The 16,448-nt window shown below is 68.2% G+C and carries 13 protein-coding genes; 5 read left to right on the top strand and 8 right to left on the bottom strand.

Annotation, left to right across the window (positions count from 1 at the left end; genetic code table 11):
- Positions 1-43 precede the first annotated feature (43 nt).
- On the bottom strand, positions 44-1,474 hold the full coding sequence (locus CLV43_RS20625; protein ID WP_170155932.1) for an ATP-dependent nuclease: 1,431 nt from the start codon (positions 1,472-1,474) through the stop codon (positions 44-46).
- The gene (locus CLV43_RS20630; RefSeq protein WP_170155933.1) at positions 1,471-2,634 is read right to left on the bottom strand and encodes a DUF262 domain-containing protein; all 1,164 of its coding nucleotides are present in this window, start codon (positions 2,632-2,634) and stop codon (positions 1,471-1,473) included. The genes CLV43_RS20625 and CLV43_RS20630 overlap by 4 nt, the downstream gene beginning before the upstream one ends.
- Positions 2,635-3,045: 411 nt before the next feature.
- Between CLV43_RS20630 and CLV43_RS20635 the strand changes: the two genes are divergently transcribed.
- The 5 genes from CLV43_RS20635 to CLV43_RS20655 all read left to right on the top strand — a co-directional run bounded on the left by CLV43_RS20635 (position 3,046) and on the right by CLV43_RS20655 (position 9,457).
- Positions 3,046-4,938, top strand: coding sequence for a tachylectin-related carbohydrate-binding protein (locus CLV43_RS20635; RefSeq protein WP_106188897.1), 1,893 nt, complete (start codon positions 3,046-3,048; stop codon positions 4,936-4,938).
- Between the two features lie 63 nt (positions 4,939-5,001).
- On the top strand, positions 5,002-5,865 hold the full coding sequence (locus tag CLV43_RS20640; RefSeq protein WP_170155934.1) for a 3-hydroxybutyryl-CoA dehydrogenase: 864 nt from the start codon (positions 5,002-5,004) through the stop codon (positions 5,863-5,865).
- Between the two features lie 305 nt (positions 5,866-6,170).
- Positions 6,171-6,521, top strand: coding sequence for a helix-turn-helix domain-containing protein (locus CLV43_RS20645; RefSeq protein WP_106188899.1), 351 nt, complete (start codon positions 6,171-6,173; stop codon positions 6,519-6,521).
- 451 nt (positions 6,522-6,972) lie between these two features.
- Positions 6,973-8,070 carry a tryptophan dimethylallyltransferase family protein gene (locus CLV43_RS20650; RefSeq protein WP_281262169.1) on the top strand — a complete coding sequence of 366 codons (1,098 nt, stop codon included), beginning with the start codon at positions 6,973-6,975 and terminating at the stop codon, positions 8,068-8,070.
- A 16-nt stretch (positions 8,071-8,086) separates the two neighbouring features.
- Positions 8,087-9,457 (top strand): tryptophanase, encoded by a 1,371-nt coding sequence (locus CLV43_RS20655; protein ID WP_106188900.1) that lies wholly within the window; start codon positions 8,087-8,089, stop codon positions 9,455-9,457.
- A 36-nt stretch (positions 9,458-9,493) separates the two neighbouring features.
- On the opposite strand, the gene CLV43_RS20660 is transcribed toward CLV43_RS20655, so the two are convergent.
- The 6 genes from CLV43_RS20660 to CLV43_RS20685 form a co-directional block, all read right to left on the bottom strand.
- Positions 9,494-10,711 (bottom strand): cytochrome P450, encoded by a 1,218-nt coding sequence (locus CLV43_RS20660; protein ID WP_106188901.1) that lies wholly within the window; start codon positions 10,709-10,711, stop codon positions 9,494-9,496.
- A 114-nt stretch (positions 10,712-10,825) separates the two neighbouring features.
- Positions 10,826-11,419, bottom strand: coding sequence for a GTP-binding protein (locus CLV43_RS20665; protein ID WP_106188902.1), 594 nt, complete (start codon positions 11,417-11,419; stop codon positions 10,826-10,828).
- Entirely contained in the window at positions 11,400-11,771 is a 372-nt protein-coding gene (locus CLV43_RS20670; protein ID WP_106188903.1) for a DUF742 domain-containing protein, read from the bottom strand. The genes CLV43_RS20665 and CLV43_RS20670 overlap by 20 nt, the downstream gene beginning before the upstream one ends.
- The gene (locus CLV43_RS20675; protein WP_106189312.1) at positions 11,771-12,208 is read right to left on the bottom strand and encodes a roadblock/LC7 domain-containing protein; all 438 of its coding nucleotides are present in this window, start codon (positions 12,206-12,208) and stop codon (positions 11,771-11,773) included. The genes CLV43_RS20670 and CLV43_RS20675 overlap by 1 nt, the downstream gene beginning before the upstream one ends.
- 42 nt (positions 12,209-12,250) lie before the next feature.
- The gene (locus CLV43_RS20680; RefSeq protein ID WP_106188904.1) at positions 12,251-14,695 is read right to left on the bottom strand and encodes a sensor histidine kinase; all 2,445 of its coding nucleotides are present in this window, start codon (positions 14,693-14,695) and stop codon (positions 12,251-12,253) included.
- A gap of 266 nt (positions 14,696-14,961) precedes the next feature.
- The gene (locus CLV43_RS20685) at positions 14,962-15,894 is read right to left on the bottom strand and encodes an SMP-30/gluconolactonase/LRE family protein (RefSeq protein ID WP_106188905.1); all 933 of its coding nucleotides are present in this window, start codon (positions 15,892-15,894) and stop codon (positions 14,962-14,964) included.
- Between the last annotated feature and the right edge of the window lie 554 nt (positions 15,895-16,448).

Consider the following 16,448-nt stretch of genomic DNA (forward strand, 5'->3'; position numbering starts at 1 on the left):
GTCCGCCACCGTCAAAAGGCCTGTCGGGCACGCGGTGGACCGCTCAGCGAACTCGTTCCCGGAGCCACTTCACCAACTGCTCAGCCTGATCCCGAACCGAAGGATCGCGCAGGCACAACTGGGCCATCTCGTCGACGAACTTGCGCCTGCCACCCAAGACCCGCGACAGTTCGATCACCCAATCGTGGTGGTCCAGCCCGTCGTACCGTTCCAACGCCAACTGCAGCGCGTGCCGACCTCCGGGGAACGACGGCGTCCACTCCGGGTCGGCGTCCGCGCGCCAAGCGGCAGCGAGGTCCCGCATCACCTCTTCAGGAGCGACATCCCCCATCAGGTAACCGAACTCCGCGCCTTCCGCACGCTGATCGCCGTCCAGGACTCCCAGGACGGCGAACGCCGTCGAGGACTCGGAAGCCTTCAGTTCGGCAACGGTTCGCCTCACGCCTGACTCACCCGACTCCGCGAACTTGATGCTCACCTTGGAAGCCAGGTCAGGAGCGGTGTGGTCCAACACCGACGCGAGGAACTCCGCAGCGACCACGTCCTCCACGACAAGAATGGCGTCACGCGCGGGCTGGAGCCCCAGGTGCTGCGCGACCTCGGAGGTCGTCAGTCCGGAACGGATCAGCGGGACAGGTGACGCGCTGAGCATGATCGCGTGATCCAGAGGCAGTCGATGGATGAACCCCGGCGAGTGGCTCGACACCACCACCGTCAGATCCCTCTCCACGACGATTCCCACCACGACTTCCGCCAGAGCCTGCTGGGAGAACACGGCCAGATGACTTTCCGGCTCCTCGAGAAGAACCACCGACCCTTTCTCGACAGCACCAAGCCTCCAGATCAGGTATGCGGCGGCCAGCTCGCCGCGACCCATCTGAGTGAGGTCGTACTTCTGTCCCATAGATTCGAGCGTGAAGAAGGGCGTCGGCGTGTCGTCTTCACTGAAGGCCGTGATCTCGAAAACGTTCACTTCGGTGTAACTGCGCCGCAGCACGTATGACAGCAGATCGACCTGCTCCGCAAAGAAGGGCGCCGAGTCGATCCCTTCGACGAGGTCACCAGGGTTGTCGTCCTGTCGGATCAACGTGAGGATCCGCTCTGTTTCTGCGGATGCGTCGATGTAGACGACGGGGATCGGGCAGGTCCCACTCCGCGTCGCGCTTGCGCAGTCGTAGTGCGCTTCCCAAATCTCACCGTGGTAAGAACCTTTCACGGTGATACCGGCGAGCCAGTACGGCACACGTGCGAAGGTGGATGACTCCGCTTGATCATCACCCAGACAACGCAGGATCGCGCCTAGCATCGACGACTTGCCCGCACCGTTGCCACCGCAGACAACGGTTACCCCAGGAGCGAAAACCATTTCATGACTACCCGCCTCGGAGCCGTTCAGCAACGCCGAGGTCAGCGACGTCGTGTATTTTCGCCGCGCCAAGCTCGTAAACGTTTTTTCACGTTCCGCAAACCTCACAACCATTCTTTGCCGCCCCACCTGTTGGCGGCCGCCCAGTCACTCAGCCGCTTCTCCGGACTGGGCCCGGTACCCGTCACCTTCCAAGCCTCGACAGCTTGCTGCAGGAATACCGCGTCGCGCACGCCCACCCGGCTGTCACGCACGAAGATCATCCACCCCGTGAGGTCGCGCAGCATCACCGAGGACGTGTCCGCGACCCTCGATGTGGACCTGTCGTGGAACACCCCCAACGCCTTGGACCTCGGATCCTCGTCCGCGGCACTGCGATTCAACCGCGCCCGCTCCACGTACTCCACCGTGGCCGCCAACTCCGATCGCATACCCTGGAGGATGCCGTGCCTGTGGAGCTTGGCCGCCATGCAGAGCCACGAGTGGATGGTCGCCTTGTTGGGCTTCAACCCGCCCACCCTGTTGTCGAGGAGGTCAAGCCCCAGGAAGAAGTTCAGGGACGCCTTGGCCGCGACCACGACGTCCTCGGAGAACGAAAGAGCGTCCCGGTACCTGTTGGTTATCCGCGCCGCGGTGACCTTCTCCAGCAAAGTCCGCTGCTCCAACGTGATGAGGAACCTTGCAAGAAGGTCGTCATAACTCATCCGGGCATTCGAGAAACCGATTCTACTCGCTTCCATGCCGATAGCCTCGGACCACTTGACGAGATCCTTGACCTGGTTCCTCGGCCCGCCGATGAACGCGTTCCTCTTCTCGGCTTCGGTCAGGGCCGTGGGCTGATTCAAGCGAAAAAAGAGCTCGTGCGGTTCCTGCGGTGTGTAGTCATGGAGTTCGAATACTCGGATCGGGAAGCTCTCGAACTGATTTCTGACGCCTTCAGGAAGTTGGTTGAACCGCAGCCCGTCCAGTGTCTGCAATTTCTCCTCGTGCGGCTCGATGCTGGCATCGACACCGAACAGTCCGTCGACAAAATCCCGGATGGCGGTCAAGCGCTGCTGACCGTCCAGGACGTCGAAAAGTCCCTCGTCCTTAGCTACGAGGTGAATGGGAGGCACGTGCCACCGTCGCAGGATGGTGTCGATCAGACGTTGCTTCTTGTTCGTGGACCAAACCTCACCTCGTTGGAACTCAGGTTGGAGGTCGATCACTTTGCGCTCGATCCTGCGCACGATCGTCGCGATATCCGGATCACTGGTATTGAACTGCACTACACCTCCCGACGGGTAACCCGGATCACAGTACACCGGAAGAATAGACCGAGATCCCGCGAGGCCGTTTACCCACAGCGGAGACCGAGCCGTCCCGCAGCCGTCCGATTGGCTCGATCACATCGACGCACCCGACAAGTCGGTGACACTCGAACCGCCGCTCTCGGCATCCCCGCCCCGAGTGCGGAGGGAATCTTCACCCTGCACCTGTCACTGAATCCACCATTTGGCGGATCAAGGGGGAGGTCGTGGGGTAACCCAGTGGATGTTTCCTGGGCTTTCCCTCCGCGTCACCAAGATGGAAAACACGAACGGTTACCGGGATCACTCGAACGAGTTAGGGTGTTGGCCGCCAGGTCTGGGGGCCTCTGCTGGTAGCTCACGACGTCCCCTTCCGACGAGGGGTCACACGTGAGAGCCAGACAGCTCGCCCTGTTCGCCACCGCAGGCCTGGTCGCGACGACGCTCGCCGCGATCTCGGCGCCCGCCGCGCACGCCGTCGGCGCCACCTGCGCGCCCGCGGCCCGCATCATGGTGGTGAAGGCCGACGGGACGCTGTGGAAGTACGACCACACCGGTGTCGCCGAGGGCGTGAACTCGTGGGGAGCGGCCGCGCAGATCGGCTCCGCGTGGGGAGGCCGCACGCTGGCGGGCCCCGACGGCGTGGTCTACAACATCACCGACACCGGTGAGCTGCGCCGCTTCCGCTACACCGACACCGGCGGCTGGGCGACGTTCCCGAACGGCCTGGGCTACGAGGTGCTCGGCACCGACTGGGAGGCCTACGTCGACGAGGCGTGGCGCGACCGGATCGCCGTCGACTCGCTCGGCCACCTCTACGCCGTCGACGTCGACAACCACCTGCGCGTGTGGGTGGACCAGCCCGGCCCGTGGCTGCCCAACTCCACCGGGCGGCTCGTGGACGCGCGCAAGACCGGTCCCCTGGTGTTCGGCGAGATCACCGCGGCGGGCCCCGGCGTGATCCTGGAGCGCGACTTCTTCACCGGCGAGCTGCGCCGCTACCGCTACGAGTACGCCTCGCAGCGCATGGTCGTCGAGCCCGTCGTCTCGGGCTCCGGCTGGGGCGCGTTCAGCACGGCCTTCTCCCCCGGCGGCGACGTGATCTACGGGATCCGCGCCGACAACGGCGAGCTGGACTGGTTCCGCTACGACCAGGACACCAACACCACCCCCAGCCCGACCGCGCGGATCGTCGGTACCGGGTGGAACGGCAACAAGGACGTCATGGCCGTCCCCAACTCGTGCGACCGCACCGATCACGTGGTCACCCCGCGCCCCGCCGTCGTCCAGGCGCAGAACACCCCGAGCTCGGTGGCGGAGACCGCGAACGGCCTGCTCGTGCAGTACCGGGTCAACAACTCCGGCCAGCTCGTGAAGCTCACCGAGAAGGCCAACGGCACCGGCTTCAGCCAGAAGGTCGTCGCGAACACCGCCGTGAACGGCGTGCCGCAGGGTGTGCTGAACCCAGACCTGCCCGAGGAGGTCTTCGCGGGCGCCCAGAACAGCGAGGTGCTGCGCGGCGACAGCACGGCGCTGGCCGTGTCGCTCGGCGGCTTCTTCCCCACCGAACCGGCCGCGGTCAAGCGGTCCGGCGGCCGCACCGCGCTGTACGCGGTCGGCGAGGACGGCGCGCTGTGGGCGACCAAGCGGGTCGAGGACGAGGGCGACTTCGGCGCCTGGCGCAAGGTCGGCGGCACGAACCTGGTCGGCCCGGCGGCCGCAGTGGTCGGCGACAACGACGGCGAGTGGGTCGTCGCGCGCACTTCCACCGGCTCGGTCGTGCGCTACCGGCAGGACGAGGACGGCGTGCCCGGCGAGCTCGTAGACCTCGGCGCGGTCGGGGCCGCGGGCACCCCCGCACTGGCGATCTCCAACGGCAAGCTGTGGACCGCGACCCGCGACACCTCCGGCGGCGTCCAGGTGCAGCTCGGCACCGGGGGCTGGGTGGGCGTGCCCGGTGTCGCGGCGGCGGGCTCGCCCACGATCACCCGCTACGGCGACCGGGTCGAGCTGGCCGTGCGCGACGCCGCCGGCCGGGTCTACACGACCGGCACCGTCGGCGTGGACACCCCGGTGTTCCGGCCGTGGACCGAGGTGCTGGAGGACTCCGACGACGCGGGCTCGCACGTGAAGGCCGTGCTGGACCCGACCCTGTTCACCAGGGCCGACGGCGCGGTGGCGCTGGTGTTCCGCAACGTGCACCCCGGCGTGACCGTCGAGGAGCTCTACGACGCGGCGCCCGACCAGCTGACCCCGGACTACGTGCGGGCCTTCGGGGCCTGAGCCGCTGGTCGTGGAACAGGGCTGGCGCGCACGTCCTGTTCCACGACCTGGCACCATCGCGGTGTGAGCGACATTCAACGTGTGGGCGTGGTCGGGTCCGGGCTGATGGGTTCGGGGATCGCCGAGGTGTGCGCGCGGGCGGGCCTCGACGTGCTGATCGCCGAGGTCGACCTGGGCGCCACCGAGGCGGCGAAGGCGCGGATCGCGACCTCGCTGGGCCGGGGCGTGCGCAGCGGCAAGCTGTCCGAGTCCGACCGCGACGCGGCGCTGGACCGGATGCGGTTCACGACCGACGTGGCCGACTTCGCCGACCGCAACCTGGTCGTCGAGGCGGTCGCGGAGAACGAGCAGGTCAAGACCGACGTGTTCACCGCGCTGGACAAGGTCGTCGAGGACCCGGACGCGATCTTCGCGTCGAACACCTCGTCGATCCCGATCATGAAGCTGGGCATGGCCACCAGCCGTCCCGAGCAGGTCATCGGGGTGCACTTCTTCAACCCGGTGCCGGTGCTGAAGCTGGTCGAGCTCGTGCCGTCGCTGCTGACCGGCCAGCAGACCCAGGACCGGGCGCGCGACTTCGTGACGACCGTGCTGGGCAAGGAGGTCATCCGGTCGCAGGACCGCGCGGGCTTCGTGGTCAACGCCCTGCTGATCCCCTACCTGCTGTCGTCCATCCGGATGCTGGAGTCCGGGTTCGCGTCGGCGGAGGACATCGACAGCGGCATGGTGCTGGGCTGCGCCCACCCGATGGGCCCGCTGCGGCTGACCGACCTGATCGGCCTGGACACCACGAAGGCCATCGCCGAGTCGATGTACGACGAGTTCAAGGAGCCGCTGTACTCCCCGCCGCCGCTGCTGCTGCGGATGGTGGACGCCGGCCTGCTCGGCAAGAAGAGCGGCCGCGGCTTCCACAACTACGCCGGGTGAGCGCTCCGTGAACGGAGGCCGTACCGCCGACGCGGTGCGGCCTCCGTTCACGAGCACGTCCGATCGGATCCGCACCTTCGACCTGCCGCGCGGTCGCCCGCACACCCCTGTTGAGCAGACCGCTGTCGGCGGTGGTTGCGAAACATCTCGGCCGAGATCGATACTGCGAATGCACGTGCGGACGACTGCGCGTTCCGCGGACGGGACCGCGCCAGGTCGAGGTGGAGGTGCCGGGGTTGGTGGACGAGGACCCTCGTGAAGCCCTTGGTTCGTTACCCACCTTCGCCGAACGACTCGACCACCTCATGTCCCACATCCCCCGGTCACGTCCCGACGAGAACCGCCGTCGCCGGTCGCCGTACTACTCGAACGCCGAGATAGGCCGCTTGATCGGCAAGAGCGAGCCGTACATCTCCAACTTGCGCAACAACAAGAGCGACAACCCGACCATGAACGTCATCATGGCGATAGCGGAGGTGTTCGCCGTGCACCCGGGAGACCTCATCCCGGTGGCCACGTCGACCCGCCGCACCCACTCCGGCCGGGCGATGCGCATCGCCGCCCGTGCCCAGAACCTGAGCCCCAGGTCGCTGGAGGCGCTGGAGGCCATGATCGAGCACTTCACCGCGACCGACGCGGTGCACGACGGCGTGTGACCGGCGCTGTTCGTCCACCTGCGGACTACCGCACACGAGCGCTGTTTGCCGGCCCGCGAAAGACCGACATGTGATAGCGCGTGCCGTGCCGGGATCCCAGCCGGTGAGCAGGACATCCGACCCTTTCACCAGAATCGCCGCGCAATACCGGTCTCGATTTCCGCAACTTCAGTTAAGTTCACAACCCCGGTGAATGCGCGGAAATCACCATCGGTAACGATCGGGACGGCCAGGCTACTGCAATCGAATGAACTTCCCTGAGACGGCCAAGCCGATCAGACCAGCCACCCCTGGGTCGTCGATCCACAAGTGGCCCTTAATTGACGCTTGACGACAAGTCAATAGTGTGAAGGTTCACTCATATGCGAGTCAACCGTTCCTGCATTCGGGTGGACAAGTACGTCTACTAAAGAGTAGCTTTCCCTGCGCCACGGACAAGGAGTGTCGCACCGTGAACAGCACAGACGTCTCGATTCGAGATTTCGGCAGCCGACAGTTGCACGCACTGCTACATTCCGTCCACCTGGGCGATCTCGCGAATAATTCAATCGAACTCTTGTGCGAATCACTCGGGCCAGGTGGGTTTCGACCATTGTCCACAGTGCCTGCTTGGACTTCCGGGGTGGCCGACGACGGCACGCCGTTCGAGTTCTCCACGGCTTTCGCCGAGGGCCAGCCGACCACGGTCCGCGTCCTGCTGGAGCCGACCGCCGCGGACCCCAGCCCGATGGGCAACATGGACGCCGCGGTCGACGTGCTGGAGGCGCTGAGCCGTCGCCACCACCTGCCGCTGGACCGCTTCGAGGCCGTGCGCGACCTCTTCCTCCCCTCCGACCCCCAGGGCCACTTCTCGCTGTGGCTCTCCCTGGTGTTCCGCAAGGACGCCCCACCGGCCGTCAAGGTGTACCTGAACCCCGAGGTGCGCGGTGAGGCCGAGGCTCCGCTCCTGGTCAGCGAGGGCCTGGCGCGACTGGGCTACGGCGCGGGGCACGCCACGATCGTCGAGCACGCCCGTCGGCGCGGCGACGGGCTGGACCACTACTCGTTCTTCGCGCTCGACCTCAACGACTCCCCCAGCGCGCGGGTCAAGGTGTACCTGTCGCACCGGGACGCCACCGCCGACGACGCCGCCCGCGCGGCGGTCGGGGCGCGCGGCGTGTCCGGCGACAGCGTGCGCGACTTCTGCGTGATGAGCAGCGGCGGCGCGGGGCCGTACACGGAACGGCCGCTCGTCTCCAGCTACACGTTCCTGCCGGGCGACGTCGACCGGCCACGGGGCTACTCGCTGTACATGCCGGTCAGGACCTATGTCAACGATGACGTGGAGGCCCGCGAACGGGTCCTCGCGGTGCTGGACCACCACCGCATGGACCCGGCGCCGTTCGAGAACGCGCTCGCCGCCGTCTCCCGTCGTCCGCTCGCCGACGGTGTCGGACTCATCGCCCACGTGTCCCTGCGCGCGGGCGTGCCCCGACCGGGGGTCACCGTCTACCTGTCGTCCGAGGCCTACGCCAAGGCGTCACCGCGAGTAGCAACACTGGTCAGCTAGGGGAGAAACCGCCGCAATGCCCATCATGGAGCCGTACCGGATCAAGGTCGTCGAGCCGATCCCGATCACCACCCGCCCGTACCGCGAGAAGGCCATGGCCCGCGCCGGGTACAACCCGTTCAACCTGACGGCCGAGGACGTCACGATCGACTTCCTGAGCGACTCGGGCACCAACGCGCTGTCGGCCGAGCAGCAGGCCGCGGGGATGCGCGCCGACGAGACCTACGCGGGCGCGCGGTCGTTCTTCCGGTTCAAGGACGTCGTCTCCGAGCTGACCGGGTACGAGCACATGTTCCCCGTGCACCAGGGCCGGGCGGCCGAGCGGATCCTGTTCACCACGCTGCTCAAGCCGGGCCAGGTGTCGGTCAGCAACACGCACTTCGACACCACGCGGGCGAACGTGGAGATGGCGGGCTGCGTGGCGCGGGACCTGCCGTGCCAGGAGGCGGCGGACCTCGACAGCGACGCGCCGTTCAAGGGCGACATCGACCTGGAGGCGCTGCGCGGGGCGCTGGCCGGGCCGGACGACGTCGGCGTGGTGCTCATGACGATCACCAACAACGGCGGCGGGGGCCAGCCGGTGTCGATGGCCAACCTGGAGGCCGTCGCGAAGCTGGCCGCGGAGTTCGGCGTGCCGTTCTTCCTGGACGCCGCCCGCTTCGCCGAGAACGCGTGGCTGGTGAACCAACGCGAGCCCGGCTACCGGGACGTGTCGCCGCGCGAGATCGCCCGCAAGGCGTTCGCGCTGGCCGACGGGTGCGTGGCGAGCCTGAAGAAGGACGGCATCGTCCACATCGGCGGGATGCTCGCGATGCGCGACCCGGAGCTGGCCAAGCGGTGCGAGCTCGTGCTCATCGCCACGGAGGGCTTCCGGACCTACGGCGGGCTGTCGGGCCGGGACCTGGACATGCTCGCGCAGGGCCTGCTGGAGGTCACCGAGCCGACCTACCTGCGCGCCCGCGCCGAGGCCACCGCCTACCTCGCCGACCAGGCCCGGCTGGGCGGGGTCGACAGCGTGCGCCCGGCGGGCGTGCACGCCCTCTACCTCAACGCCGGACGCCTGCTGCCGCACATCCCGCCGGAGCGGTTCCCCGGCCACGCGCTGGCGTGCGAGCTGTACCTGGCGGGCGGCATCCGCTGCGCGGAGCTGGGGTCGCTGTACCTCGGCGAGCTGGACGACGACGGCAACCTGCTCAAGCCCGCGCCGTACGAGCTGGTGCGGATGGCGATCCCGCGGCGGGTCTACACGCAGAGCCACCTCGAGTACGTGGCCGAGGTCCTGACCGGGATCGCGAAGGCACCGGAGAAGGTGCCCGGCTACCGGCTGACCGAGGTGCCCAAGCTGTTGCGGCACTTCAACTGCCGGTTGGAGCAGGCCTCGGACTGAGGACCGGGGCCCCGGTCCGCCGGGGCCCACCGGGTCTCACGCCTCGACCGGCCACCGCACGGGCAGCGCGCGCACACCGCGCAGCACCCCGAAGGTGCGCTCCGGCTCGAAGCCCGGCTCCAGCTCGAACGACGGGATCGCGGCCAGCAGCTCCTCGAACACCACCCGCAGCTCGACCCGCGCCAAGTGCTGGCCGAGGCAGCGGTGCACGCCCGCCCCCCAGCCCAGCTGGCGGCCGCGTCCCCGGCCGAGCCGGAACACGTCGCCGTCGTCCACGACGTCCTCGTCGCGGTTGCCCGAACCCCAGAGCAGCAGCAACCGCTCCCCCGGCTTCAGGTCCACCTCGCCGATGCGGGTGTCGACCAGGACGCGACGACCGGTGGCGGCGACCGCGGACTCGTGCCGGACGGACTCCTCGATCAGCTCCGGAATCAGAGCGGGGTCGGCGACGACCCGGCCGCGCAGCTCGGGGTCGAGCGCGAGCACCAGCGCGGTGTTCGCGATGGTGTCGGTGGTCGTCAGGTGGCCCGCGGCGACCATCAGGAACGCGAACTTCAGCAGCTCGCCGTCGGAGGCCGGGCCGCGCCCGAAGTCGGCGTTGACCACGGCGGTCAGCACGTCGGAGCCGGGACGGCCGCGGCGGTCCCGGATCTGCGCGGACAGGAAATCCGCGAACGCCTCCCCGGCGGCGGCCGCCTCCGCCGCCGACGTCGCGGAGGTCATCGAGCGGGCGTGGCGGGCGAGGTCGTCGTGCTGCTCCGGCGGGACGCCCAGCAGCACCGCCACGAGCACCGGCGGGATCCTGGCGGCGAGGTCCGCGACGAGGTCTGAGCGGCCCTGTGGGCGCAGCTCCCGCACTACCCGGCGGGTGAGCACCCGGACGCGCTCCTCGTGCTCCGCGGCGGCCGTGGGGGTGAAGAACGGCGACATCAGCTTGCGCCAGTCGTTGTGCTCGGGCGGGTCGCTCTCGAACAGCGGCGCGTTCACCCCGCCGGTGCCCGGCAGGAGCATCGTGGCGCCGATGCCGTCGACCGCCGAGCTGAACTCGTCGTGCCGCATCGCGGCGGTGATGATGTCGGCCTGCTTGGTGAGGGCGACGAACCCGCCGTGCGCCCCGCTGCGCGCGACGGGGCACCCGCGCCGGAGCTCGGCGGTCGTCTCGTGGATCACCCGCGCGACGGCGGGGTCGAGGTGGTCGAAGTCCTTGGCGAGGTCGTGCGCCGAGGCGCCCCCCGGTTCACCGTTCGACCGCAACGAGCCCCCCGACTTCCCGAACCAGTAGGCACATCACGCTAGTCATGCGCCCGGCACGTGTCGACACCGCCGTGCCGATGGCCTTCCCCCGCTCGCGGCGGAAGGCCCGCGTCCTCAGGCCATCGCGTCGAGCCGCGACAGCGCGTGCTCGATGATGCCCACCAGCACGGCCTTGCTCGACTCGCGGTTGCGCACGTCGCACAGCACGACCGGGATCGACTTGTCCAGGTCCAGCGCGCCGCGCACCTCGTCCGCCGTGTACTTGTGGGCGTCGTCGAAGCAGTTGACGGCCACGATGAACGGGATGTCCCGGCGCTCGAAGAAGTCGATCGACGGGAAGCTGCTGTCCAGCCTGCGGGTGTCGACCAGGACGACGGCGCCGATCGCGCCCTGCGCCAGCTCGTCCCACATGAACCAGAAGCGGCCCTGTCCGGGTGTCCCGAACAGGTACAGCACGATCTCGGGGCTGATCGTGATGCGGCCGAAGTCCAGCGCGACCGTGGTCGTCGTCTTGCCCTCGACGCCCGCGAGGTCGTCGACGCCGACGCTCGCCTCGGTCAGCAGCTCCTCGGTGTGCAGCGGGGCGATCTCGCTGACCGACTTGACCATCGTCGTCTTGCCGGTGCCGAAGCCACCGGCGATGACGATCTTGACCGGGGTGGGAACGAGCAGCTCTCCGCCCGGCCGCTCAGATTCCACGGACGCCATTCAGCACCGCCTGCAGTAGGTTCCTGTCTGGAATTTCCGCGACCCGCGCGGGGTCCCGGATGACGACGTCACCGCGCTGGATGAGATCGCTCAACAACACCTTCACCACGACGAGCGGAACATCGAGGTAGGCCGCGACCTCGGCGACCGACAGCGGCCGCCTGCACAGCTCCATGATCTCCAGGTGCTCGACCGTCAGCGACTCCGGGTCGGAGGCCGACGGCATCGCCCGCACCTGCGTCACCAGGTGCAGCTCGGCGGTCACCGGACGGGTGCGGCCGCGCACCATCGCGTACGGGCGCACCACCGGACCCGCGGCCTCGTCGTACCACCAGTCGTCGCGGCCGTTCATCAGGACGACCTACGAGCCGAGGGCAGAGGCGGGACTACTTCGGCCCGCGGCGCCGAGGAGAGGTAAGTTCCGACTCTTTTCACGAGCATGTTCATCTCGTAGGCGATCATGCCCATGTCGGCGTCCTCCTCCCCGAGCACAGCGAGGCACGCCCCGTGGCCCGCCGCTGTGACGAAGAGGTAGGCGTGCTCCATCTCGACGATGGTCTGCCGCACCGCGCCGCCGCCGAACTGGCGGCCGGTCCCCCTGGCGAGGCTCTGGAACGCCGACGCCATCGCGGACAGGTGGTCCGAGTCGTCCTTCGACAGTCCGGGCGAACGGCCCAGGAGCAGGCCGTCGGCGGAGAGGACCACGGCGTGCCGCGCCCCCACCACTCGACTGACCAGGTCTTCCAACAACCAGTTCAGCTCGTTGTGCTGGCTGTTCATGTCGTTCATGTGGAGATTGCCCCTTCCCAGGCTCACGTCATCCACGACGAATCACGGTTCGAGGTCGTTGTCGCCGCGACGGGCCTCGCGCGCGCCCTTCTGGAATGCGGCCAGACCCTGCCGAGTGCGTTCGGCGGACCTCTCGATCTCGGCCTCCGCGATGGGCTCGGGGGCGATGAGGTGGTCGTCGGTCGCCAGCTGTGGTGCCAGGTTCTGCTGGCGACGTCTACGGGGGAGCTCAGGCCTGCTCCGCGGCAAGTCCATCTTCATCTGCACGGTCTCCGGCGCCTCCGGGTCGTCCACCGGCCACTGCGCCTCCCTCGACCTCCGGGGCAGCTCCACCTGCGCGATCACGGGGGACCGCTGCGCTGCGTGGGAATCTCCGGCGATCTCCGTCTCGGCCTTGGCCCAGAAGTCTTCCACTCCACTGGAGGACTCGCCCGGTGCTCCGGGAAACCGGGCCTCCCCGCTGAGGTCGCCCTGGCGGGCCGCCTCCGAGTGGACCAGGTCGTGCTCCGGCGCACCACGCCGCGCGGTGATCTCGTTGGCGTTGGCGGGCTCGACGTTGGACGAGGGGCCCGCGACGATCTCCGAGGGGATCAGCACGAGCGCGAGGGTTCCGCCGTAGAGCGACTCGCGCAGCTCCACGCGGATCTTGCGGCGGTCGGCGAGCCGGGCGACCACGAACAGGCCGAGCCGGGACTCACCGCGCAGCGACATGGCGTCGAACTCGGGTGGGTTGGCTAGCATCTCGTTGGCTCGGGCCCGGTCCTCCGGGCTCATGCCGAGGCCGTGGTCCTCGATCTCGACCACGATGCCCTGGGGCACCTGACTGCTGTGCACCTGGACCTGGGAGCGGGGCGACGAGAACGCCGTGGCGTTGTCGACCAGCTCGGCGATGAGGTGGATCGTGTCGGCGACCGCGCCGCCCACCAGGGCGGTGTCGGGCACCGGGTTCATCTTCACGCGCACGTACTGCTCGGTCTCGGCGACACCGGCGCGCAGGATGTCGATCATGCGCACGGGCTTGCGCCACTGACGTCCCGGCTGCTCGCCCGCGAGGATGATCAGGTTCTCGGCGTTGCGGCGGGCGCGGGTGGCGAGGTGGTCGAGCTGGAACAGCGCGTCCAGCTGCTCCGGGCTCTCCTCCTCGCGCTCCAGCTTGTCGAGGATCTTGAGCTGGCGGTGCACGAGCCCCTGGTTGCGGTGGGCGATGTCGAGGAACACGCGGTTCACACCGTCGCGGACCTGGCTCTCCTTGACGGCCGCGGCGACGGCGGTGAACTGCGCCGCGTTGAACGCGTCGGCCACCTGCCCGATCTCGTCCTGGCCGTAGTCCAGCGACGGGACCTCGGCCTCCACGTCGACGTGCTCGCCCTTGCGCAGCCGTTCGACGATGTCCGGCAGCCGCTCGTGCGCCAGGTCGAGGGAGTCGTTCTTCAGCTTGACCAGTCGCGAGATGAGGGCGCGGTTGACCAGGCGGTTGGAGATCCGGACGGCGACGAAGATGCCGATGACCACCGCGAGGAGCGCGATCAGGCTGCCGATGAGGACCGTGTTGAACTTGTTCTCGCCGTTGACCAGCGTGACGTCGGTGGCGTCGACGGACTGCTCCGTCACCAGCTTCGTCAGCTCGGTGCCCAGCGCGCTGGTGGCGGCCTGCCAGTCCTGCAGCGAGACCACGCTGGTGGGCCGCTCGCCGTCGCTGCGGATCAGCCCGGCCTGGTAGTTCTCGACCTTCTTCCAGTCCTCGCTCTCGGTGATCCGGCGGTGGTGCTCGCGCACCCGCGGCTCGGCGTAGGGCTGGATGTCGCTCAGCGACGACCGGTAGGCGCCGACCAGGTTCGCGAACTCCACCCGGTCGTCGTCGGTGAACTCGTTCGCCGCCAGCGAGCCGGACGCGATGGACGTCGCGCGGGACATCCAGTCGGCGGCCTGGAAGTACTGGGTCGAGGCGAGACCGCCCTGCACCGCCACCGGGTCGGGCACGATGCGCGCCTGCGTGGTGAACAGCGTGTGGGCCGCGTCGAGGAGGCTGTTGTAGTAGTCGTAGATCTCGCGCTTCGGGGTCTTCCCGGCCTCGACCTGGGCGCGCCGGTTCGGCAGCTGCGACAGCAGGCCGTTCATGTTGTTGATGCCGTCGACCACCTGCTGCGGCGCCGATCCCGAGAGCGTGGCGAACGCGGATCTCATCACGCCGAGGCCCTCGTCGGTCCGGGCCTGCTGCGCGCGCAGGTCCGCCGACGATCCGGGCTGGCTCAGGCTCGTCATCGTCAGCTCGCGCTCGCGCTGGATCGCGGCGAACGTCTGGACGGCCGGAATGGAGGCGTCCTTCACGCCCTGGGCGACAGCTCGCTGGTAGAAACCGTCAAACACGGTGTACGACGAGAACAGCGCCCACATCAACAACAGCACGACGCTCGGGACGACCACGACACCGGTCAGTCGTGTCCGGATGGTCTTGTAGTTCGTCTCCGAACTGCTCTTCTGCTTCACAGCGCTCCGCAGCTTCGTGAATCTGGTTTTGCCAGGGCAGGCGCTGCACGTGAGATCCGCCTGCGGCCACGTCACTCGATTGGCCACGAAACGGTAACACTGGAAGATCATCATTACCAACAGGCAGCGATCACTCGCACGGCGCGAGCGAGAGGGTACCCATTCGTGTGAGGCATGGGAACACGGGGCCGACGTGGAATCCCGCGAAAATCCACGCCGACCCCGTCACCACCTGGTTTACTGCGCGGTTTGCCCGCGGGCGGCCCTCACGGTTTGGGGATCGCGACCGCGTTGTAGGTCGTATCCGGCGTCGGCGGCGTCGAGAACCGCGCGTTCGGCAGGTACAGCGACTTGCCGAACGAGGCCACCGTGGTCGGGACGTCGAACCGGGGATCGGTCACCGAGGTCACCAGCTCACCGCGGGTTCCGGTGCGGTTCAAGGAGAACTCCGCGACCGTGTTCAGCCGGTTCTGCACCACGTAGAGCGACCTCCCCAACACGAGCAGTCCATCACCATTGGCCAAAACCTGCCCTCCCAGGTCGACCTCCTTCGTGACCCCGTTCGCCGGGTCGACCCGGAACAGCTTCCCGGTGTTGCTCTGCACGACGAGCAACGCCCGACCATCGGGCGTCTCCGCGATCCCGTTGGCGTTGTTGACACCGGGGGTCAGCACGAGGTCACCGGTCAGCGGCACCGTCTCGGCGGCGTCGGGCAGCTCGCCGTGCCGACCGAGGGAAACCTTGTACAGCACCGACTTGCGCGAGTCCGTGAACCACGCGGCCCGGTCGGTGACCACCACGTCGTTGACGAAGGTGTCGGCGTCCGGCGAGAACTGGTAGCTCTTCAGCACCGCGCCGCCGCGCGCGTCCACGACCCTCCCGTTCCCGGCCCCGCCACCGGCCACGAACAGCCTCCCGCGGTCGTCGACCTTCAACCCGACCGACGGCGTACCAGGCCCTTTGCTGAAAACCTCCCCCTTCCCGGTCCTCAGGTCGACCCGGTAGAGCGACCCGTCGCCCCGCGACCCGAAGTACGCCGTCGGCTCGTCCCCGATCGCGATCCCCTCCGGCAGGAACCCGTTGGGGAGCGCGAGCTCGGTCGGGAACACCCGCCCCCGGTCCGCACCTGCGGGACCCGCTCCCACCAGCGAGATCCCCAGCACGCCGACGGCGACCAGCACGCCAAACCCATGAGACATGTCCAACTCCTGTCGTTCGCACGGTTCGTCCCCACGACCTCCGGAGTCTTTCGCAGCGAGAACACCGCAACCACCGCCGCGAGGACCGCTTCAGCGAACCGACAGGTCGGTTAGCGGTTCCGATCCGCCATAAGAGACGTGAATCGGTCTCATGGTCTGCCGAAATGGAGTCGAATGTCGCAAGAAGTGGACAGGGGGATCGGGAAACCGACGCACAGCCATTTCGTCCACCGTCCAAGCCCGTTCGGACACCGGCGTCGACGGAATCGGCGACCTCTCCGGATCGGATCCGCGCCCGGCCCGATTGACCGATTGCCGGACAAGTCGCGGGCGGTTCCGACCGGAACGGCGCTTCCCGATGATCCACAAGTCGTCGGACCGCTCGCGACTATCGCGCCGAACAGCGGTGACAGCACCTCGAACGGGCCGAAAACCGTTGCCGCCCAAGGAGTTCCGCCAGACCGCGCGGTCTGGGGACCGAACGGTCCGCAGGGTCTCCGGTTAGCGGTCGGTGGTGACCGAATCACCAACTGCCAGGGAATCGTGAAACCGCA

It is taken from the genome of Umezawaea tangerina, from assembly GCF_003002815.1.
Lineage (GTDB): Bacteria > Actinomycetota > Actinomycetes > Mycobacteriales > Pseudonocardiaceae > Umezawaea > Umezawaea tangerina.

Bases quoted from the DNA above. Each gene is read 5' to 3' on its own strand.
- CLV43_RS20645 (WP_106188899.1), top strand. From the start codon at position 6,171: ATGTCCCACATCCCCCGGTCACGTCCCGACGAGAACCGCCGTCGCCGG.
- CLV43_RS20655 (WP_106188900.1), top strand. From the start codon at position 8,087: ATGCCCATCATGGAGCCGTACCGGATCAAGGTCGTCGAGCCGATCCCG.
- CLV43_RS20665 (WP_106188902.1), bottom strand. From the start codon at position 11,419: ATGGCGTCCGTGGAATCTGAGCGGCCGGGCGGAGAGCTGCTCGTTCCC.
- CLV43_RS20670 (WP_106188903.1), bottom strand. From the start codon at position 11,771: ATGAACGGCCGCGACGACTGGTGGTACGACGAGGCCGCGGGTCCGGTG.
- CLV43_RS20675 (WP_106189312.1), bottom strand. From the start codon at position 12,208: ATGAACGACATGAACAGCCAGCACAACGAGCTGAACTGGTTGTTGGAA.
- CLV43_RS20685 (WP_106188905.1), bottom strand. From the start codon at position 15,894: ATGTCTCATGGGTTTGGCGTGCTGGTCGCCGTCGGCGTGCTGGGGATC.